Consider the following 19,520-nt stretch of genomic DNA (forward strand, 5'->3'; position numbering starts at 1 on the left):
TTTTGGGAAGAGCTGATTAACCGAGCAATTCAGCCAGCAATTTGCCGTGACGCTGCTGCTGACGCTTCTGAATCAGCTGATTGGCGCGGAAAATCGCCTTCAGGTCGTGCAGTGCGTGGGCGAAATCGTCGTTGATGATCAGGTAATCGTAGTCGACGTAATGGCTCATTTCGCTGACGGCTTCGCGCATGCGGCCGTCAATGATCTCGTCGCTGTCCTGGCCGCGGTTGGTCAGGCGCTGGTGCAGGGCCTGCAGTGACGGCGGCAGGATGAAGACCGAACGGGCCTGCGGCATCAGCTTGCGCACTTGCTCGGCACCTTGCCAGTCGATTTCCAGGATCAGGTCGTGGCCTTGGTCCAGGGTCTGCTGCAGGTGGCTTTGCGAAGTGCCGTAGAGATTGCCGAACACTTCGGCGCGCTCGAGGAAATCGCCGTGCTCGATCATCTTCACGAACTCGCTGCGGTCGACGAAGTGATAGTTCACGCCATTCACTTCACCCGGGCGCATGGCGCGGGTGGTGTGGGAGACCGAGACGCGGATCTCCGGATCGGCATCGGTCAGGGCCTTGACCAGGCTGCTCTTGCCCGCGCCCGAAGGGGCGGAAATGATGTAAAGGGTGCCAGTGCTGTGGGTCATGTCGGGGTAGCCTTACTCAATATTCTGCACTTGTTCGCGCATCTGCTCGATCAACACCTTGAGGTTGACCGCAGCCTGGGTGCTGCGCGGGTCGAAGGCTTTGGAGCCCAGTGTGTTGGCTTCGCGGTTGAGTTCCTGCATCAGGAAGTCCAGGCGCCGACCGGCAGCGCCGCCGGATTTGAGTACCCGGCGAACTTCGATGATGTGAGTGCTCAGGCGATCCAGTTCTTCGGCGACGTCGCTTTTTTGCGCGAGCATGACCATTTCCTGCTCCAGGCGCTGCGGGTCCATCTCGGCTTTCATGTCGGCGAAACGGTCGAGGACTTTCTGGCGCTGGGTGGCGAGCATCTGCGGGACCAGTTCGCGCAGGGTCACCACGTCTTCTTCGATGGCGGTCAGGCGCTCGTTGATCAACCGTGCCAGCTCCGCACCTTCGCGCTCGCGGCCGGCCTTGAGTTCCTTGAGGCCCTGGTTGAACAGTGCCAGCGCTTCGGCGTTCAAGGCTTGCGGGTCGGTGGCGTCGCCAACCAGTACGCCGGGCCAGGCCAGAACTTCCAGCGGGTTCAACGCGGCCGGGTTCTTGATCAGGCCGGCGATGGTCTCGGCGGCGGCGACCAGTTGCGCGGCGCGCTCCTGATCGATCTGCAGCGCTTTGCCGGTGTTTTCTTCGGTGAAGCGCAGGGTGCATTCGAGCTTGCCCCGCGATACGCCTTGGCGCAGGGCTTCACGTACCGCGCCTTCGAGGTCGCGAAAGGACTCCGGCAGGCGCAGGTGGGGTTCCAGGTAGCGGCTGTTGACCGACCGCAGTTCCCAGCTCAGGGTGCCCTGGACGCCGGCTTTTTCGACGCGGGCGAAGGCGGTCATGCTGTGCACCATGGCGGTACCTCGCAAGGCAGATCGGCGCAGAACCTTGGTTCCGGGAATCCGATATCAATGAATTAAAGCCGACTGGCAGCAAAGGCGCAGGATTGTAGCGCAGTGGCGCGGATGCGCCCAAACACAGGGTGTGACAAAGAGCGGCAGGCCTGCGCCGGCGTGCAGTGCAGAGCCTTCGGTCGTCGGCGGATTTTTTTAGAAGTGCCCAGGGGCGGCCGTCGGCTCTATAATGCTCCGCAGTTTTCCGTCCCCAGTACAGGTATTCCCTATGATACGTCCAAGTGGTCGCGCTGCCGATCAGCTCCGCTCGATCCGCATCACCCGCAACTACACCAAACACGCCGAGGGTTCTGTGCTGGTCGAGTTCGGTGATACCAAGGTCATCTGCACCGTCAGCGTTGAACCGGGCGTACCGCGTTTCCTGAAAGGTCAGGGCCAGGGCTGGTTGACTGCCGAGTACGGCATGCTGCCGCGTGCTACCGGCGAGCGTAACCAGCGTGAAGCCAGCCGTGGCAAGCAAGGTGGTCGTACCCTGGAAATCCAGCGTCTGATCGGCCGTTCCCTGCGCGCTGCGCTGGACATGACCAAACTGGGTGACGTCACCCTGTACGTCGACTGCGACGTGATCCAGGCAGACGGTGGCACCCGTACGGCGTCGATCACCGGTTCCATGGTCGCGCTGATCGATGCCTTGAAAGTGATCAAGAAGCGTGGCGGCCTGAAAGGCGGCGACCCGGTCAAGCAGATGATCGCTGCTGTTTCCGTGGGCATGTACAAGGGCGAGCCTGTGCTCGACCTCGACTACCTGGAAGACTCGGCGGCCGAAACCGACCTGAACGTGGTGATGACCAGCGCCGGCGGTTTCATCGAAGTCCAGGGTACTGCCGAGGGCGCGCCGTTCCAGCCTGAAGAGCTGAACGCCATGCTGGAGCTGGCGAAGAAAGGCATGAACGAGATCTTCGAACTGCAAAAGGCCGCATTGGCCGACTGACCGGACGCTCCAGGCAAGGAGGACACCATGAGTGACGAACAACTGCCGCTACCCACGCCGAGCCAGGAGGTGCGTCAGTGGGCGATGTTCTGTCACCTGTCCGCCTTGCTGGGGATCTGGATTCCGTTCGGCACGCTGATCGGCCCGCTGATTCTCTGGCAAATGAAGCGCGAGATGGACCCGTTCATCGATGCCCAGGGCAAAGAGGCATTGAACTTCCAGATCACCGTCGCCATTGCCTCGGCCATCTGCTTCCTGCTGATGGTGGTGATCATCGGGTTCTTCCTGTTCGGACTGGTGGCGATAGGTGCGCTGGTGCTGACGATTATTGCCGGGGTGAAAGCCAATGAAGGGTTTCCTTATCGGTACCCGTTCACATGGCGATTGATCAAATAACGATCAATCTTCACGTGTAGGAGCGAGCCTTCTCGCACCCACAGAAGCAAAGCAGAAGCAGCATCAGCCAAGGTAATAAGCAAATGCCCCGATAACTCGGGGCATTTTCGTTTGCCACATCAAATAAATGTTTCAAGTTGTAATTTATATTTGCTAGTTGTAACAAGTATTACGGTAAGTACTGCTGAGCTAATACATTTTTAGTCACAACTGTAAAGTGTCGATATTGCCCTTGTGCTTGGCAATAAGTCAGGGTGATTGATAAAGTTGCCCCCACGAAATATTTCAAGAAATATTTTGATATATTCAGACCATTGAAGGTCCTTGAATCCACCATCAATCAGTGTTGAGAAATTCAACCTGTTCAAGAGGCGTGTCCAGGTAAAAAGTTCGCCCCTGAATATATATCCAAGAATAAGTGCAAAATGATTCAGCTCGATTTTTATGGAACATTAGTCGCCGCCTCCCTGGTGCTGTTATTGGGTCGCGGGCTTGTCACACGTGTCGGTTTTTTACGCGCCTACAATATCCCCGAACCTGTAGCGGGCGGCCTGGTGGTTGCCTTGGTTCTCCTGGCCTTGCGCAGCTTTGATGTTCAAGTCCGGTTTGACACTTCGTTGCAGACCCCCTTGATGCTGGCGTTTTTCGCCACCATTGGCTTGAGCGCCGACTTCGCCAGCCTGAAGAAGGGCGGGCGCGTCGTGGGGATTTTCATTCTTGCGGTCACCGGGCTTCTGCTGGTCCAGAATGCCATGGGCATCGGTCTTGCCAGCCTGCTGGGGCTTGATCCTCTGATGGGCCTGCTGACAGGCTCGGTGACCCTGGCGGGCGGTCACGGCACAGGCGCTGCCTGGAGCGCGACATTCAGTGAGAAATACGGCCTGGCTTCGGCTTCCGAGTTTGCGATGGCCTCTGCAACCTTCGGCCTGGTGCTGGGCGGTCTGATTGGTGGGCCGGTCGCCCGCTTGCTGATCAAGCGAGTACAGGTACCCGGTTGCGTTGAGCAAGCGAAGCCGCGCGCGCCAAGGGGCTTTGAGCAACCGAACAAGGAGCGCTCGATCACGCCCTTCTCGTTTATCGAGACACTCGCGCTGATCGCCGTCAGCTTGCTGGCAGGTAATCTTCTCAATGGGCTGTTGCTCGGCAGTGCATTCGAGTTGCCGACTTTCGTTTGTGTGTTGTTCGTCGGTGTTGTTCTGCGCAACGGGCTTTCGGCACTTGGCTTGTATCAGGTGTTTGAGCGCGAAGTCTCGGTACTGGGGAATGTAAGCTTGTCGCTGTTCCTGGCAATTGCCCTGATGTCCCTCAAACTATGGGACCTGGCATCGCTGGCTTTGCCGATCTTTATCATTCTGGCTGTGCAAACAGTGGTCATGGCGCTGTTTGCGATATTCGTGACGTTCAGAATAATGGGGAGCAACTACGATGCGGCAGTACTGGCGGCAGGACATTGCGGTTTCGGGCTGGGTGCCACGCCAACAGCCATCGCTAATATGCAGGCCGTGACACAACGCTACGGACCTTCGCAGATTGCGTTTCTGGTGGTGCCAATGGTGGGTGCATTCTTCATCGACATCATTAATGTCATTGTGATCAAGTTGTTCCTGGTGCTGCCATTTTTCGTCGCTGTCTGAAGTTCAGCCGGCTTGCCCCATAAAAAATGCCCGTATCTTGCGATACGGGCATTTTTTTGACCGGGGCGTCTGCGAAACGACGCCTCAGATGGTCAGCGTCCAGTCGTAGTCCACGATCAGCGGCGCGTGTTGCGAGAACCGCGGCTGGCGTGGCAGGCGTGCACTGCGTACGAAGCGGCGCAGGCCCGGGGTCAGCAGTTGGTAGTCGAAGCGCCAACCGAGGTTGAGCATCTCCGCCTGTTCGTTATCCGGCCACCAGCTGTACTGGTCGCCTTCGCGGCTGACTTCGCGCAGGGCGTCGACATAGCCCATGTTGCCGACAATCTCGTCCATCCAGGCACGTTCAGGCGCCAGGAAGCCCGGAGATTGCTGGCTATCGCGCCAGTTCTTGATATCCAGCTTCTGTTGCGCCACGTACAGCGAGCCACAATAGATGTACTCGCGACGTTTGCGCCGCTGTTTATCCAGATAACGGGCGAAGTCGTCCATTAGCTTGAACTTCTGGTTCAAGTCTTCATCGCCGTTCTGCCCCGAAGGGAGCAGCAAGGTCGCGATGCTGACCTTGTCGAAATCGGCTTGCAGGTAGCGCCCGTAGCGGTCGGCCGTCTCGAAACCGAGACCGCTGATGACAGCCTTCGGTTGCAGCCGCGAATACAAAGCCACGCCACCTTGGGCAGGGACTTCGGCATCGCAGGCATAAAGGAAGTATCCATCCAGTTGGAAGGCTGGATCGTCCAGTTCAAAGGCGGAGGCGCGGGTGTCCTGCAGGCAGATGACGTCGGCATTCTGTGCCTGCAGCCAACTGAGCAAACCACGCTCGACTGCAGCCTGAATACCATTGACGTTCACACTGATGATCCGCATAAATGGCCCCAAAAATCGCGTGCGTGTATGATACACGGCGTCAAGCTAATTAGCTAAATCCGTGGTATTTGGGGTTTTTTCATGCAAGCGTATCAGCGCGATTTCATCCGTTTTGCCATCGATCGCGGCGTTTTGCGCTTCGGTGAGTTCACCCTGAAGTCCGGGCGCACCAGTCCTTACTTCTTCAATGCGGGGCTGTTCAACTCGGGTTCGGCCCTGGCGCAGTTGGGTCGTTTCTACGCCGCTGCCATTGCCGAGAGCGGCATTGCGTTCGACGTGCTGTTTGGCCCAGCCTACAAAGGCATCCCGTTGGCGGCGACTACGGCCGTGGCCCTGGCCGAGCATCACAACCGTGACCTGCCATGGTGCTTCAACCGCAAGGAAGCAAAGGCTCACGGCGAAGGCGGCAGCCTGGTCGGCGCACCTTTGACCGGCGAAGTGCTGATCATCGACGACGTGATCACCGCCGGTACAGCCATCCGTGAAGTGATGCAGATCATCGCTTCCCAGGACGGTGCCAAGGCTGCTGGCGTGCTGATCGCCCTGAACCGTCAGGAGCGCGGCAATGGCGAGTTGTCGGCGATCCAGGAAGTCGAGCGTGACTTCGGCATCCCGGTCATCAGCATCGTTTCGCTGAACCAGGTGCTGGAATTCCTGGCGGATGATCCACAGCTCAAGCAGCACCTGCCAGCCGTCGAAGCCTACCGCGCCCAGTTCGGCGTTTAACCGCAATTCTCTTGTAGGAGCGAGCTTGCTCGCGATGCACGTCAGAGCGCCGCATTTCGCCAGGCACCCCGCGTTATCGTTGACGTTTTTCGCGAGCAAGCTCGCTCCTACAGGGATTGTGGAATAAAAAAGACCCCGCTCAGCCTGGCTGAGCGGGGTCTTTTTCATTGCGCTATCGCTTAGTGACGCTTGCGATTGCTGATCAGGGTGCCCACGCCGGTATCGGTGAAGATTTCCAGCAGGATCGCGTTAGGCACGCGGCCGTCGATGATCAGCGAGCTGCCCACGCCGCCCTGGACCGCTTCCAGTGCGCAGCGGATCTTCGGCAGCATGCCGCCGTAGATGGTGCCGTCGGCGATCAGTTCGTCGACCTGTTGAGTCGTCAGACCGGTCAGGACCTTGCCCGACTTGTCCATCAGGCCGGCGATGTTGGTCAGCAGCATCAGCTTCTCGGCCTTCAACGCCTCGGCGACTTTACCGGCCACCAGGTCAGCGTTGATGTTGTACGACTCACCGTTGGCGCCGACGCCGATTGGCGCGATAACCGGGATGAAATCGCCTTTGACCAGCAGGTTCAGCAAGTCGGTATTGATCCCGACCACTTCGCCCACATGGCCGATGTCGATGATTTCCGGGGTGGTCATTTCCGGGGTCTGGCGGGTGACGGTGAGCTTCTTCGCACGAATCAGCTCGGCGTCTTTACCGGTCAGGCCGATGGCGCTGCCGCCATGACGGTTGATCAGGTTGACGATGTCCTTGTTGACCTGGCCGCCGAGGACCATTTCCACCACGTCCATGGTCGCTGCGTCGGTGACGCGCATGCCGTCGACGAAATGACTCTCGATCGACAGGCGCTTGAGCAGGTCACCGATTTGCGGGCCGCCGCCGTGAACCACCACCGGGTTGATGCCAACAGCCTTCATCAGCACGATGTCGCGGGCGAAGCCGGTTTTCAGCTCCTCGCTTTCCATCGCGTTGCCGCCGTATTTGATCACCAGGGTCTTGCCGACGTATCGGCGGATATAAGGCAACGCTTCGGACAGGACCTTGGCGGTGTTGGCGGCGGCTTCGCGTTCGAGGGTCATTCAGGGCTCCGGGTGAATCAGAACGGTAGTTGGAGATCAGGTGCAACGCGCTTCAACTGGACTTTGAAAACGTCCTTGATGCGCTGCAATTCAGCCTCGTCATCGGCCTCGAAACGCAGCACCAGCACCGGTGTGGTGTTGGATGCGCGTACCAGGCCCCAGCCTTTGGCGTAGTCGACTCGCACGCCGTCAATGGTGGTCAGGTCGGCGCCTGCGCCCCATTGTGCGTCGTGCAGTGCATCAATGATGCTGAATTTGCTCTCTTCGGTCACATGGATATTGATTTCCGGCGTAGAAATATCGTTCGGGAAGGTCGCGAACAGCTCTTCGGCCGAGGATTTTTCCTTGCTGAGGATTTCCAGCAACCGCGCAGCGCTGTAAATGCCGTCGTCGAAACCGAACCAGCGCTCCTTGAAGAAGATGTGCCCGCTCATTTCGCCGGCCAGCAGGGCGCCGGATTGTTTCATTTTCTTTTTGATCAACGAGTGACCGGTCTTCCACATTAGCGACCGACCGCCGTATTCCTTGATCAGCGGGATCAGGCGGCGGGTGCATTTGACGTCGAAGATGATCTCGGCGCCCGGGTTGCGCGCCACGACGTCGCGGGCGAACAGCATCAGCAGGCGGTCCGGGTAGACGATGCTGCCGGTGTTGGTCACCACGCCGACGCGGTCGCCGTCGCCGTCGAAGGCCAGGCCGATGTCGGCGTTGGTTTCCTTGACCTTGGCGATCAGGTCGACGAGGTTTTCAGGCTTGCCCGGGTCCGGGTGGTGGTTCGGGAAGTTGCCGTCGACTTCGCAGAACAGCGGGATCACTTCGCAGTTCAGCGCTTCGATCAGTTGCGGGGCAATCACGCCGGCCGCGCCGTTGCCGCAGTCGACGACCACTTTCAGGCGACGGGCCAGCTTGATGTCCTGGACGATTTCGGTGGTGTAGCGGTCGAGGATTTCGACCTGGGTGATGCTGCCCTGGCCGCTGCTCAGGTTATTGGTCTTGAGGCGGTCGTGCAGGGCCTGGATCTGTTCGTTGGCCAGGGTGTCGCCGGCAATGACGATCTTGAAGCCGTTGTAGTTCGACGGGTTGTGGCTGCCGGTGAGCATCACACCGGATTTGCCGGCCAGCACGTTGGCGGCGTAGTACAGCGCCGGCGTCGGGACCAGGCCGACATCACTGACGTGGCAGCCGCTGTCGGCGATGCCTTTGATCAGTTGCGTGACCAGCTCCGGACCGGACAAGCGACCGTCGCGACCGACGGACACATTTGGCTCGCCCTGGGCCAGGCTTTGGGAACCGACGGCGCGGCCAATCCAGTAAGCGGTCTCGGCGTTCAGGAATTCCGGGACGGTGCCGCGGATGTCGTAGGCGCGGAAGATGCTGTCAGGGAACTTGGGTGCAATTTTGGCCGGGGTGTTCATCTGTGGAAATGCTCCATCTCGAAAGTGGCTGGACAGGCCGCCGAGTCATTCAGCGACAGGTTCAAACTGAAGGGTATGACGGCGTTTTCCACAGAGAGTTCGTGGTATGAAAGGGCCATGACGCCCCTGATGGCAGGGGTTTGGCCGGGCAATGCCTTGATTTTCGGTGCTAAACGTTGCAGATGACAATTTGAATTTTGTGGCGAGGGAGCAAGCTCCCTCGCCACGATGGATCTGTATCAACGGGTACCGGTATGGCCGAAACCGCCAGTGCCGCGCTCGGTTTCAACAAACTCTTCAACCATCTCGAAGTGAGCCTGCACCACTGGCACCAGCACCAGTTGCGCCAGGCGCTCGCCGACCGGCATGGTGAATTCGGTCTGGCCACGGTTCCAGCAGGAGACCATCAGCGGGCCCTGGTAGTCGGAGTCGATCAGGCCGACCAGATTGCCCAGCACGATGCCGTGCTTATGGCCCATCCCCGAGCGCGGCAAAATCAGCGCCGCCAGGTTCGGGTCACCGATATAGACCGACAGGCCGGTAGGGATCAGCACGGTTTCACCCGGCTTGATCACGGTGTCCTGCTCCAGCATGGCGCGCAGGTCGAGGCCGGCGGAGCCCGGTGTGGCGTATTGCGGCAGCGGGAATTCGGTACCGATGCGTGGGTCGAGGATCTTGGCTTGCAAAGCGTGCATGTAAATTAAACCTGGTTCAGACGTTCGGCGATAAAAGTGATCAGCTGGCGAGCAATCTTGCTCTTGCTGGTCTGGGCGAAAAGTGTGGCGTGAAGCTCGCGATCGATGACGCTGCAGGCGTTTTCTTCGCTGTTGAAGCCAATGCTCGGGTTGGCGACGTCGTTGGCGACGATCAAGTCGAGGTTCTTGTCTTTCAACTTGCGTGCAGCGTAATCGAGCAGGTGTTCGGTCTCGGCGGCGAAACCGACACTGAACGGGCGGTCGGGGCGGGTGGCGATGGTGGCCAGGATGTCCGGGTTACGCACCATCTGTAGCAACAAGCCGTCGCCGTTCGTAGGATCTTTCTTGAGTTTCTGTGGGGCGACGACTTCCGGGCGGTAGTCCGCGACGGCTGCCGAGGCGATGAACAGGTCGCAAGGGATGGCTGCTTCGCAGGCGGCGAGCATGTCGCGGGCGCTGACCACGTCGATGCGAGTGACGCGATCCGGGGTCGGCAGATGCACGGGGCCGGTGATCAAGGTCACGCGGGCACCGGCTTCCACGGCGGCTTCGGCCAGGGCGAAGCCCATTTTCCCGGAGCTGTGGTTGGTGATGTAGCGCACCGGGTCGATGTTTTCCTGGGTCGGGCCGGCAGTGATCAGCACGTGTTTGCCGGTCAGGGCCTGACGCTGGAAGCAGTCTGCCGCGCACTGGGCCAGCTCAAGGGCTTCGAGCATGCGCCCCAGGCCGACATCGCCGCAGGCCTGGCTGCCGGAGGCCGGACCGAAGACCTTGATGTCGCGGCTCTCGAGGGTTTGCAGGTTGGCCTGGGTCGCCGGATCGCGCCACATGGCCTGGTTCATGGCCGGGGCAACGGCGACCACCGCGTCGGTGGCCAGCACCAGCGTGGTCAGCAGGTCATCGGCAATGCCTTGGGCCAGGCGGGCAATCAGATCCGCCGTGGCGGGGGCGATCAGCACCAGGTCGGCCCATTTCGCCAGTTCGATGTGGCCCATGGCCGCTTCGGCCGCCGGGTCCAGCAGGTCCAGATGGACCGGGTGCCCGGACAGGGCCTGCATGGTCAACGGGGTGATGAATTCTGCGCCGCCACGGGTCATGACCACGCGCACTTCGGCGCCCTGGTCGATCAGGCGGCGAACCAGGTCGGCGCTCTTGTAGGCAGCGATACCGCCGCCGACGCCCAGAACAATGCGTTTCCGATACAGCCGCTGCATAGGCCTGCCTTTCAATTCGTTGGTGACATACGTGGCGAAACCCCCTCCCCAGGGTGAATTCGCCCGCAAAAAAGATGGGCTACGATATCACAGCGACCGCTACGGAACAGCGGCGCCCACAGACAGGGAGGTGTTATGAGTATTCGCGATTGGCCGGCGGCGGAGCGGCCGCGGGAGAGGTTGCTTGAACAGGGCTCGGGAAGCCTTTCGGACGCCGAATTGCTGGCGATATTTTTACGGACGGGTGTGGTCGGTAAAAGCGCCGTGGATTTGGCACGACACCTGTTGAATCAGTTTGGCAGCTTGCGTTTGCTGCTAGAAGCCGATCAGGAAGCGTTCAGCAAGCAGTTGGGGCTGGGGCCGGCGAAATTCGCACAGTTGCAGGCTGCGCAAGAAATGAGCAGGCGCCACCTGGCCGAGCGGGCGCGTCAGAAGCCGGCACTTGAGAGCCCGCAGGCGGTTCGCGAGTACCTGAAATCAATGCTGCGCCATGAGCCACACGAGGTGTTTGGTTGCCTGTTTCTCGATTCCCGGCATCAGGTACTGGCGTTTGAGACACTGTTTCGGGGCTCCATTGACAACACCAGCGTTCATCCGCGAGAGGTGGTCAAACGCGCCTTGGCCAACAACGCAGCGGCATTGATCCTCTGTCACAACCATCCTTCGGGTAACAGTAGCCCCAGTCAGTCCGACCGGGTGCTGACCAAGCGTCTGCAAGAGGCGCTGGAGTTGATTGATGTGCGGGTGCTCGACCATTTCATCATTGGCGATGGCGATCCGCTGTCGATGGCTGAGTATGGGTGGATGTAGTGCGCGACCCCTGTAGGAGCGAGCTTGCTCGCGATAAACCCGAGAACGCTGCGGGGTGTCTGGCTTCCCGCGTTATCGTTGACGACCATCGCGAGCAAGCTCGCTCCTTCAGGGTTTTGTGTTGTGTCTGATTATTTGAGGTTGACCTTGGAATAGTCCTGCCGTCCGAACGGGCTGACCGAATACCCCTCGACATCCTTGCGCGTCAGCGCGAAGGCCGTCGGGTGAGCCAGGGGCAACCACAACGCCTGTTGCTGGATCTGCGTCTGCGCCTGTTCGTAGAGCTTGGTGCGCACGCCTTGCTCGCCGGTGGTCTTGCCGGCGCTGATCAGTTTGTCCAGGTCCGCATTGCAGTAGCGGGCGAAGTTGGTGCCGGATTTGACCGCGGCGCAGGAAAACTGCGGTGTGAGGAAGTTGTCCGGGTCGCCGTTGTCACCGGCCCAGCCCATGAACAGCAAGTCGTGCTCACCGGCCTTGGCGCGGCGGATCAGCTCGCCCCATTCGATCACGCGGATTTCGGCCTGAATGCCGATTTCCGCCAGGTCGGATTGCAGCAGTTGAGCGCCGAGGCTCGGGTTGGGGTTGAGGAGACTGCCGGAAGGGCGGGTCCAGATGGTGGTCTGGAAGCCTTCCTTGAGCCCGGCCTTGGCCATCAGCGCCTTGGCCTTCTCGACGTCATGCGGATACCCCGGAAGGCTTTTCGCATAGCTCCAGGTGTTCGGCGGATACGGACCATTGGCCGCTTTGGCGGTGTCTTCGAACACGGCTTTGATGTAATTGGCCTTGTCGAAGGCAAGGTTGATGGCCTGACGCACTTCTGGCTTGTCCAGCGGTGGATGCTGGCTGTTGATGCCGACGAATGCGGTCATGAACGCGTCAGTCTTTTCGACTTTCAGGGTCGGCTCTTTCAGCGCTTCCTGTACGTCCAGGGGCTTGGGCGAGAGGGCGATCTGGCATTCATTGCGACGCAATTTCTGCAAGCGGACGTTGGCGTCCGGTGTGATGGCAAAAATCAGCGGATCGACAGAGGGTTTGCCGCCGAAGTAGTCGGGGTTGGCTTTATAGCGAACCGAAGCATCCTTCTGGAAGCGCGTGAATACGAACGGGCCCGTGCCGATCGGCTGGCTGTTGAGTTTTTCAGGCGTGCCGGCCTTCATCAGCTTGTCGGCGTACTCGGCAGAATAGATTGAGGCGAAGCCCATGCTCAGGGTCGCCAGGAAGGTCGAATCCGCGTGGTCGAGGGTGAAGCGCACGGTCTGTGGGTCGAGGGCGTCGATTTTCTTGATCAGCGCCGGCAACTGCATCGATTGCGCATGCGGGAAGCCGCTCTGGGCGACTTTGTGCCACGCATTGGCCGGGTCGAGCATGCGGTCGAAGCTGAAAATCACGTCTTCGGCATTCAGGTCGCGCGTTGGGGTGAAGTACTCGGTGCGATGGAATTTTACCTGAGGGTGCAACTTGAAGGCGTAGATCAGGCCGTCGGGGCTGACCTCCCAGCTGTCGGCGAGACTGGCGACCACTTTACCGCTGGCCGTGTCGAAATCCACCAGGCGGTTCATCAGCACGTCAGCCGAGGCGTTGGTGGTGGTCAACGAGTTGTACTGCACCACATCGAACCCTTCAGGGCTGGCCTCGGTGCAGACGCTCAGGGCGGCGGCAAAGGCTTGTGGACTCAGCAGAAGCGGGGCGAGCAACAGCGGTAGGGCAGCGAGGCGCATGGTCGGCTTCCTTTACAGATCGAAGGCCCATCTGCAAGTGCAGTCTGGAAAAGCCTTACCCTAGTGGGCTCTTTTGCAAATGACTATCCCCTTTTTCATTTTGAGAGGACTATAGGCGACTGTTTTGCTGTGCAGCGGTTGAGAAACCCCCTTGATTGGCCCAATGCCCGATTCTCTGCGACGAGCGGTCGCCATCGGCGATAGCCTTTGTCCAAAGCGCTCGGAGCCCGGAAAACGGGGATTTTGTGAATTCAACGCACACTGAATGTTGTTGCTCTCCAGTCTTTCTGGTATAAAGCAGCGCTCTTTTCTAGGGGCCCGGTTCCTTCACTGTAGGTGTAGCCGGTAAGACCTCTAAAGAAACGCGGCGCCTGGCGCCAAATGACTGAGAGATTAAGCGGCCAACCCATGCCGGGTTGGGCATGTGGTTTTAGAGGGCTGAGGCATGTCTAGAGTATGTCAAGTTACCGGTAAGGGTCCGGTAACCGGGAATAACATTTCCCACGCAAACAACAAAACCCGTCGTCGTTTCCTGCCGAACCTGCAGCATCACCGCTTCTGGGTTGAAGAAGAGAAACGTTTTGTGCGTCTGCGCGTATCTGCCAAAGGCATGCGTATCATCGACAAGCGTGGCATCACTGTCGTGCTGGCCGAACTTCGCCGCGATGGCAAGGTTTAAGGGAGCTAATCATGCGTGAATTGATTCGTTTGATTTCGAGCGCCGGTACTGGTCACTTCTACACTACCGACAAGAACAAGCGTACTACCCCGGACAAAATCGAGATCAAGAAATATGATCCGGTTGTTCGCAAGCACGTGATCTACAAAGAAGGCAAAATCAAGTAATTGATTTTTCTCTCTTACAAAAAAGGCCCGTATCGCGAGATACGGGCCTTTTTTGTTGCGCGGGAATCAGGTTGTTTCGTCAGCGCCGAAACGGATCAGCCGCAGTTGATGCTGACGATGATTCTGTCGGCATTGGTGTGCAGGTTGATGCGTTGCGGGCGCAGGTCCCAGCTCGAAGGGTACTTCGGTCCAGTGGCTCGCACTGGTGCGCCATTGGCCAGGGCGCGAACCTCTTCAAGCAGTTCCGGGGTGCATTTCTGGCCGATGGTGTATTGGGCGATGGCGAGATCGCATTGATCGGGTAAGACTGGCATGTTGCCTCCTTGCATGACTGTTGGTTGGGGCGCCCACGTCGCCGGGAGGCTGCACGTCCTGTGCATTCCCGGCCCGACAATTAAATACGGGGCACCTGTCAGCAAGTCTTACCCGGTGCCGCTGCCCGGGGCCAGCGGCAGAATGTCAGCGACTGTTTCGAGGTGGGCTCAAGCCTTCTGTTCAAACGCTACGTAGATCTTGCGGCACGGCTCCAGCACTTCCCAGGTGCCGCGAAAACCCGCCGGGATCACAAAGCGATCGCCTGCGCGCAGGGTCTTGGCATTGCCGTCGCTGTCACGCAGCACCGAAACTCCCTGTTGGATCTCGCAGTACTCGTGCTCGGTGAAATTCACCGTCCACTGTCCGACTTCACCTTCCCACACGCCAGCATTCAACTGACCGCAAGGGCTGTTGTAGTGGTTGTACACCGCTTGTTCCGGGTCGCCCTTGAGCACTTTGGCCGGATCCGGGCGGTAGCGCTCGGCGGCGGTGGTGGCCTGGCTGAAGTCGACGACGTTCTGGATGTTCATTGTTGTTATCTCCCCGTGATTGCGGCGCGGTTGGTTGATGAGCCCAAAGTCTATGTTTATTAAAATGAACATCGCAAGGCCGTTTGCCGGCGTTATGTCAAATATATTGAAACTTCATGTGCGGCTGGTTTAGGGTGGTGGATGCCTTGGGCCGAAAAGCAGGCTGGCCGGGCAGAATTCCTGACAGCGCCCGCGAAGAACGCGGGTGTCGTATCAATAAGAGGAGGACACTCGCATGACCACCCTGACCCGTGCCGACTGGGAACAACGTGCCCGCGATTTGAAAATCGAAGGCCGCGCTTATATCAATGGCGAATACACCGACGCCGTTTCCGCCGAGACCTTCGAGTGCATCAGCCCGGTCGATGGCCGTCTGTTGGGCAGGATTGCCAGCTGTGACGCCGCCGATGCCCAGCGCGCTGTGGAAAACGCCCGCGCCACGTTCAATTCCGGTGTCTGGTCGCGCCTGGCGCCGACCAAGCGCAAAGCCACCATGATCCGTTTCGCCGGCCTGCTCAAACAGCACGCCGAAGAGCTTGCGCTGCTTGAAACCCTGGACATGGGCAAGCCGATCAGCGACTCCCTGTACATCGACGTCCCTGGCGCGGCGCAAGCCCTGAGCTGGAGCGGCGAAGCCATCGACAAGATCTACGACGAAGTCGCCGCCACCCCGCATGATCAATTGGGTCTGGTGACCCGTGAGCCGGTCGGCGTGGTCGGGGCCATCGTGCCGTGGAACTTCCCGCTGATGATGGCGTGCTGGAAACTCGGTCCGGCGCTGTCCACCGGTAACTCGGTGATCCTCAAGCCGTCGGAAAAATCGCCACTGACTGCCATCCGCATCGCCGCTCTGGCCGTCGAAGCCGGCATTCCGAAAGGCGTGTTGAACGTGCTGCCAGGTTACGGCCACACCGTCGGCAAGGCTCTGGCCCTGCACAACGACGTCGACACACTGGTATTCACCGGCTCTACCAAAATCGCCAAGCAACTGCTGATCTACTCCGGCGAGTCGAACATGAAGCGCGTCTGGCTCGAAGCCGGCGGCAAGAGTCCGAACATCGTCTTCGCCGATGCGCCGAACCTGCAGGAAGCTGCCGAAGCCGCTGCTGGCGCCATCGCCTTCAACCAGGGCGAAGTCTGCACCGCCGGTTCGCGTCTGCTGGTGGAGCGTTCGATCAAGGATAAATTCCTGCCGCTGGTGATCGAAGCGCTGAAAACCTGGAAGCCGGGCAACCCGCTGGATCCGGAGACCAATGTTGGCGCGCTGGTCGATACCCAACAGATGAACACCGTGCTGTCCTACATCGAGTCCGGCCATGCCGACGGTGCCAAGCTGGTGGCCGGTGGCAAGCGTACCCTCCAGGAAACTGGCGGCACTTACGTTGAGCCGACGATTTTCGACGGCGTGAGCAATGCGATGAAAATCGCCCAGGAAGAAATCTTCGGCCCGGTACTGTCGGTCATCGCATTCGACAGCGCCGAAGAGGCCATCGCGATCGCCAACGACACGCCGTACGGCCTGGCGGCTGCGGTCTGGACTGCCGATATCTCCAAGGCTCACCTCACCGCCCGCGCACTGCGTGCCGGTAGCGTTTGGGTCAACCAGTACGATGGCGGCGACATGACCGCTCCGTTCGGTGGCTTCAAGCAGTCCGGCAACGGTCGCGACAAGTCCCTGCACGCGTTCGACAAGTACACCGAGCTGAAGGCAACCTGGATCAAGCTGTAAGCTTGTGAGGGAGGCCTGCCGGGTAGCAGGCCTCCCGAACGACGCAGATCCCTTGTGGGAGCGGGCTTGCTCGCGAAGGCGGTGTATCAGCCAACCTTGATGTTGGATGTGATGGCCTCTTCGCGAGCAAGCCCGCTCCCACATTTGTTTTGTGTGTCCTGAAGAAAAAATCAATCCACAGGAGCGTGGAACATGCGTTGGGCGACTTATTTCGCCGTATTGGCATCTGTCCTGAGTGTCGGCCTGGCCCTGGGCGTCAGCATGCCGCTGGTGTCGTTTCGCCTGGAGAGCTGGGGCTACGGCTCGTTTGCCATTGGCGTCATGGCCGCGATGCCGGCCATCGGCGTCCTGTTGGGCGCGAAAATCTCCAGCCATCTGGCGGCGCGATTCGGTACCGCCAATCTGATGCGCCTGTGCCTGTGGGCCGGGGCGGTTTCGATCGGATTGCTGGCGCTGTTGCCGAGTTATCCGGTCTGGTTGGTGCTGCGATTGATGATCGGCGTGATCCTGACCCTCGTATTCATCATTGGTGAAAGCTGGATCAATCAATTGGTGGTCGAGGAGTGGCGCGGGCGGCTGGTGGCGCTGTATGGCAGCAGCTATGCACTGAGTCAGCTGGCAGGCCCGGTGTTGCTGGGTTTTATCGGTACCGAACACGATTATGGCTTTTGGGTGGGTGTTGGTTTGCTGATGGCGGCTCCGCTCCTGTTGCTGGGCCGCAGTGGTGCACCGAGTAGCGAAGCCAGCAGCGTGACCTTGAGTGATTTGCTCGCTTTCTGTCGTGGCCTGCCGGCGATTGCCTGGGCGGTGTCGCTGTTCGCCGCGTTCGAAGCGATGATTCTGACGCTGCTGCCGGTCTATTGCCTGCGCCAGGGCTTCACCACCGAGATCGCCCTGGCGATGGTCAGTACGGTGGTGGTCGGCGATGCGGTGCTGCAATTGCCGATTGGTGCGTTGGCCGATCGCTTGTCGCGCCGGGCGTTGTTTACCGGCTGCGCCTTTGTCTTGCTGGTGTCGAGCCTGGCGATTCCGATGCTCATCGATACGCTGCTGATCTGGCCGCTGTGGGTCTTGTTTGGCGCCAGTGCCGGCGGCTTGTTCACCTTGTCGCTGATCCTGATCGGCGAGCGTTATCGCGATGATGCGCTGGTGCGGGCCAACGCGCACATCGCCCAGCTGTGGGGCATCGGTTGTCTGGTCGGGCCGTTGCTGGCGGGCGCCGGCAGCCAGTGGATCAGCGGCCATGCGTTGCCGTTGCTGATGGCGGTCGGGGCCTTGGGCGTGTTGATCGTGGTGTCGCGGCAAGGGGCATTTGGTGCGGTGCAGCCGGCTTAGCTCAAAAGATCAAAAGATCAAAAGATCAAAAGATCGCAGCCTTCGGCACCTCCTACAGGGCTGCGATCTTTTGAGGGGGCTACAACATGCGCTCCAGCCCAACCGTGTCGCTCAGCCAGGCATTGAAACGACGCCACCAGCTCCCTGGCTCCTTGGTCAGGGTGTGCATTTTTCCGTCGTCTTCCGTACTCCAGACAATCTGACCGTTCTCCAGCTCCACTTGATAGCTCAGGGCTGGCGCCATGCCCTGCAGCGCCAGTTCGCGGACCCGTGCAGCCAATTCCGGACTGTCCACCAGCACGCCGACCTCGGTGTTCCACAGCACTGAGCGCGGATCGAAATTGAACGAGCCGATGAAGGATTTCTGCTGGTCGAAGATCATCGCCTTGCTGTGCAGGCTGGAATCAGAGCCGCGATAAGAGCTGCTGGAAAACAGATGCGGCCCGCTACCGCTGCCGCCTCCCTCGCCGGGTTGACGACGCAATTCGTACAGCTTCACGCCGTGTTCCAGCAATGCCCTGCGATAGGGCGCGTACCCACCGTGAACCGCGGGAACGTCCGTGGCTTCCAGTGAATTGGTCAGCAACCTCACCGAAACGCCGGCATCGGCGCGCCCGGTCAGGTACACCAGCCCCGGTTGGCCAGGCACGAAATAAGCCGAAATCATGATCAGCTCTTTGCGGACGCCGTCGAGTTCAGGCGCCAATTGCGTGGTCAGCAGCAACTGCGGATCGGGCTCGCCCTTGGCCAGTACCTTGCTCGGCGCATCCCACAATGCCTGGTTCCAGGCCCAGATCAGTTCGCGGCGCCAGATGTCCAGGCGCGGATGGGTGGCGAAGGTCATCAAGTGTTTGTAGAGCGCATGATTCTGTTTGCGTGTTTCCGCCAGGGACTCTTCCAGTCGGGTGCGGGTGTTTTCCAGGTCGCGCAGGGTGGGTTTGCTCGACAGGAATTCGTCGATCGGCTTGCTCAGGGCGCTGTTCCAGTATTGGTCGAAACTGTGCCCGAGTTGCTCGGCAACCGGGCCGACACCGAGCAAGTCGATGTCGGTGAAATTCATGTTGGGCTCGGCATCGTAATACTCATCCCCCAGATTTCGCCCGCCGACGATGGCCATGCTGCTGTCCGCCAGCCACAACTTGTTATGCATGCGTCGATGCTGTTGCGACAGGTTGAGCAGTCGGCCTACGGTACGTGTCACCCCCGTACTGCGGCCCAGGTTCAGCGGATTGAACACGCGGATCTGGATTTTCGGATGCGCGGCGAGGGTGGCAATGACGCGGTCCAGGCCGTCGCTGGTCGTGTCATCAAGCAGTACCCGCACCCGCACACCTCGGTCGGCGGCCTTGAGCAATTCCTCGATCAACATGCGTGTGCTGATGCCGTCGTGCACGATGTAGTACTGCAAATCGAGGCTGCTTTGGGCATTGCGGATCAGTTCGGCGCGGGCGGTGAAGGCCTCGGTGCTGTCCGATAGCAGGCGGAAGCCTGACTGGCCCTTGTAAGGCGCGGCCTGTGCCTGGACCGAGCGGCCGAATGCGGAGTCTGAAGCCGGCAGCGCCTGGCTCGGAATACGCTGTACGTCGAGGCTGGCGCAACCGCCCAGGAACGCGGCGAGTAGCACAAGAGCAAGCAGGGGCTGTCTGACTCTCACGTAGGGTCGTTCCGTTTGGCGGCATAGTCAGGCATATGGACGCTGATTCA

19 protein-coding genes and 1 pseudogene are annotated in these 19,520 nt (G+C 59.8%); 9 read left to right on the forward strand and 11 right to left on the reverse strand.

Going from position 1 to position 19,520, the window contains the following annotated elements; translation table 11 throughout:
* Positions 1-16: 16 nt before the first annotated feature.
* Positions 17-637 carry a guanylate kinase gene (gene gmk / locus AB7M25_RS01185; RefSeq protein WP_454236901.1) on the reverse strand — a complete coding sequence of 207 codons (621 nt, stop codon included), beginning with the start codon at positions 635-637 and terminating at the stop codon, positions 17-19.
* Between the two features lie 12 nt (positions 638-649).
* On the reverse strand, positions 650-1,513 hold the full coding sequence (locus tag AB7M25_RS01190; protein ID WP_429387021.1) for a YicC/YloC family endoribonuclease: 864 nt from the start codon (positions 1,511-1,513) through the stop codon (positions 650-652).
* Positions 1,514-1,781: 268 nt separating this feature from the next.
* Here AB7M25_RS01190 and rph point away from each other — a divergent pair, with 268 nt between their 5' ends.
* The 3 genes from rph (at position 1,782) to gltS (ending at position 4,534) form a co-directional block, all read left to right on the forward strand.
* Positions 1,782-2,504, forward strand: coding sequence for a ribonuclease PH (gene rph / locus AB7M25_RS01195; RefSeq protein WP_007975179.1), 723 nt, complete (start codon positions 1,782-1,784; stop codon positions 2,502-2,504).
* A 27-nt stretch (positions 2,505-2,531) separates the two neighbouring features.
* Positions 2,532-2,900 (forward strand): DUF4870 domain-containing protein, encoded by a 369-nt coding sequence (locus tag AB7M25_RS01200; protein WP_007975177.1) that lies wholly within the window; start codon positions 2,532-2,534, stop codon positions 2,898-2,900.
* A 425-nt stretch (positions 2,901-3,325) separates the two neighbouring features.
* Positions 3,326-4,534, forward strand: a complete 1,209-nt coding sequence (gene gltS / locus AB7M25_RS01205; protein WP_429387024.1) for a sodium/glutamate symporter — start codon at positions 3,326-3,328, stop codon at positions 4,532-4,534.
* 84 nt (positions 4,535-4,618) lie between these two features.
* Here gltS and AB7M25_RS01210 read toward each other — a convergent pair whose 3' ends face one another.
* On the reverse strand, positions 4,619-5,398 hold the full coding sequence (locus tag AB7M25_RS01210; RefSeq protein WP_003176915.1) for an exodeoxyribonuclease III: 780 nt from the start codon (positions 5,396-5,398) through the stop codon (positions 4,619-4,621).
* 81 nt (positions 5,399-5,479) lie between these two features.
* On the opposite strand from AB7M25_RS01210, the gene pyrE reads away from it, so the two are divergent.
* Positions 5,480-6,124, forward strand: coding sequence for an orotate phosphoribosyltransferase (gene pyrE, locus AB7M25_RS01215; RefSeq protein WP_007975175.1), 645 nt, complete (start codon positions 5,480-5,482; stop codon positions 6,122-6,124).
* A gap of 179 nt (positions 6,125-6,303) precedes the next feature.
* Here the strand turns inward: pyrE and argB are convergent, their stop codons facing one another.
* The 4 genes and pseudogenes from argB to coaBC form a co-directional block, all read right to left on the reverse strand.
* Entirely contained in the window at positions 6,304-7,209 is a 906-nt protein-coding gene (argB, locus tag AB7M25_RS01220; protein WP_007975174.1) for an acetylglutamate kinase, read from the reverse strand.
* A 17-nt stretch (positions 7,210-7,226) separates the two neighbouring features.
* Positions 7,227-8,603: pseudogene (locus AB7M25_RS01225) on the reverse strand (phosphomannomutase/phosphoglucomutase); the annotation flags it as partial.
* Between the two features lie 260 nt (positions 8,604-8,863).
* Positions 8,864-9,319 (reverse strand): dUTP diphosphatase, encoded by a 456-nt coding sequence (dut, locus tag AB7M25_RS01230; protein WP_007975171.1) that lies wholly within the window; start codon positions 9,317-9,319, stop codon positions 8,864-8,866.
* A gap of 5 nt (positions 9,320-9,324) precedes the next feature.
* The gene (gene coaBC / locus AB7M25_RS01235; protein WP_102700099.1) at positions 9,325-10,533 is read right to left on the reverse strand and encodes a bifunctional phosphopantothenoylcysteine decarboxylase/phosphopantothenate--cysteine ligase CoaBC; all 1,209 of its coding nucleotides are present in this window, start codon (positions 10,531-10,533) and stop codon (positions 9,325-9,327) included.
* Between the two features lie 135 nt (positions 10,534-10,668).
* Between coaBC and radC the strand changes: the two genes are divergently transcribed.
* Complete coding sequence (gene radC, locus AB7M25_RS01240; RefSeq protein WP_429387029.1) at positions 10,669-11,343, forward strand: RadC family protein; 675 nt, start codon at positions 10,669-10,671, stop codon at positions 11,341-11,343.
* A gap of 131 nt (positions 11,344-11,474) precedes the next feature.
* Here the strand turns inward: radC and AB7M25_RS01245 are convergent, their stop codons facing one another.
* On the reverse strand, positions 11,475-13,061 hold the full coding sequence (locus tag AB7M25_RS01245; protein ID WP_429387030.1) for an ABC transporter substrate-binding protein: 1,587 nt from the start codon (positions 13,059-13,061) through the stop codon (positions 11,475-11,477).
* Positions 13,062-13,506: 445 nt separating this feature from the next.
* Between AB7M25_RS01245 and rpmB the strand changes: the two genes are divergently transcribed.
* Together rpmB and rpmG are read left to right on the forward strand one after the other, a co-directional pair.
* The gene (gene rpmB / locus AB7M25_RS01250) at positions 13,507-13,740 is read left to right on the forward strand and encodes a 50S ribosomal protein L28 (protein ID WP_007975166.1); all 234 of its coding nucleotides are present in this window, start codon (positions 13,507-13,509) and stop codon (positions 13,738-13,740) included.
* Positions 13,741-13,751: 11 nt separating this feature from the next.
* The gene (gene rpmG / locus AB7M25_RS01255) at positions 13,752-13,907 is read left to right on the forward strand and encodes a 50S ribosomal protein L33 (RefSeq protein WP_003177274.1); all 156 of its coding nucleotides are present in this window, start codon (positions 13,752-13,754) and stop codon (positions 13,905-13,907) included.
* A 95-nt stretch (positions 13,908-14,002) separates the two neighbouring features.
* On the opposite strand, the gene AB7M25_RS01260 is transcribed toward rpmG, so the two are convergent.
* Positions 14,003-14,221 (reverse strand): peptidase inhibitor, encoded by a 219-nt coding sequence (locus AB7M25_RS01260; RefSeq protein ID WP_116579751.1) that lies wholly within the window; start codon positions 14,219-14,221, stop codon positions 14,003-14,005.
* A 168-nt stretch (positions 14,222-14,389) separates the two neighbouring features.
* Positions 14,390-14,752: a cupin domain-containing protein gene (locus AB7M25_RS01265; RefSeq protein WP_116579750.1), complete on the reverse strand. Its 363-nt coding sequence runs from the start codon at positions 14,750-14,752 to the stop codon at positions 14,390-14,392.
* Positions 14,753-14,987: 235 nt separating this feature from the next.
* Here AB7M25_RS01265 and AB7M25_RS01270 point away from each other — a divergent pair, with 235 nt between their 5' ends.
* Both AB7M25_RS01270 and AB7M25_RS01275 read left to right on the forward strand, forming a co-directional pair.
* The gene (locus tag AB7M25_RS01270) at positions 14,988-16,481 is read left to right on the forward strand and encodes an aldehyde dehydrogenase (RefSeq protein WP_007975163.1); all 1,494 of its coding nucleotides are present in this window, start codon (positions 14,988-14,990) and stop codon (positions 16,479-16,481) included.
* 192 nt (positions 16,482-16,673) lie between these two features.
* On the forward strand, positions 16,674-17,816 hold the full coding sequence (locus AB7M25_RS01275; RefSeq protein WP_429387033.1) for an MFS transporter: 1,143 nt from the start codon (positions 16,674-16,676) through the stop codon (positions 17,814-17,816).
* A gap of 79 nt (positions 17,817-17,895) precedes the next feature.
* On the opposite strand, the gene AB7M25_RS01280 is transcribed toward AB7M25_RS01275, so the two are convergent.
* Positions 17,896-19,470 (reverse strand): phospholipase D family protein, encoded by a 1,575-nt coding sequence (locus AB7M25_RS01280; RefSeq protein ID WP_454236902.1) that lies wholly within the window; start codon positions 19,468-19,470, stop codon positions 17,896-17,898.
* Positions 19,471-19,520 lie beyond the last annotated feature (50 nt).

The sequence above is a fragment of the Pseudomonas sp. AP3_22 TE3818 genome, assembly GCF_053628995.1.